The organism is Vibrio sp. Y176, from assembly GCF_033438945.1.
Window position 1 is genome coordinate 1 of the sequence record NZ_JAWOQS010000278.1, and the last position, 842, is coordinate 842.

Here is an 842-nt window from a genome sequence, read left to right on the forward strand (position 1 = left end):
ATTCCTTTCGTTGACTTCAATCACTTGAACGGGTCTGGATGCGCTTGGATCCTCAACCTGAGGTTGAGCTTGATTACAGCCGAGTAGAGAGAGCGCGATAGTGCTCAGTGCAGCGGTTTTGATTTGATGATTCATAAGATGGCTCCATAATTTCGGCGCCATCTTATAATTCACAGATGTTCAGATAATCATGCGTGCGCATGATTCAATGTCACAAATTTTATGACAATAAATGCAAACTACAAAAGTTTTGGGATTTTATTGCACAAATGTTCAATAAGTAACCGGCTAGCTTGGTTCAGCGTTTTCGGTTGAGGATAGAGTAACCACCCCGTTTCTTCTGTGACAGCATATTGAGACAATACTTGCACCAATGCACCGGATTCGAGCTCATTTTTTACCAACAGTTTTGGGATATAGCTGATGCCGCGGTCAAGCACTGTGGAGCTTTTAATAAAGCCGATGTTGTTGGAAATGAGTTTCGGTTTGAGCGCTACGTTTTGTTCCTGAAAATGCCAAAGGTTGTCGACATTGCCATTTGGCCAACGAAAACAAATGCACTGATGATCGCTCAACTCTTCTAATGTGGCGGGCGTGCCGTGAGTTTGAAGATAGTTCGGTGAGGCAACGACACATCGGTCTAGCGTTAAGATCTTTCTCGCGACAATGTCTGAATCAAACAGCATGCCGCCGTGCAGCGCGATGTCCAACCCCTGCTGAAACATATCAATAAAGCCATTGTTGATATTGCGAATGTCGAGTTCGACCTGCGGGTATTGATCCTGAAATTCAAACAAAATGGGTTGAAGATGTTCATAGGTTTCTGGCAGAAGGCCAAGTTT

1 protein-coding gene is annotated in these 842 nt (G+C 44.1%); it reads right to left on the reverse strand.

The features are described from left to right. Positions 1-239 precede the first annotated feature (239 nt). Positions 240-842: substrate binding domain-containing protein (locus R7O13_RS25555; RefSeq protein ID WP_318305035.1), on the reverse strand; the 603-nt coding region annotated here is incomplete at its 5' end.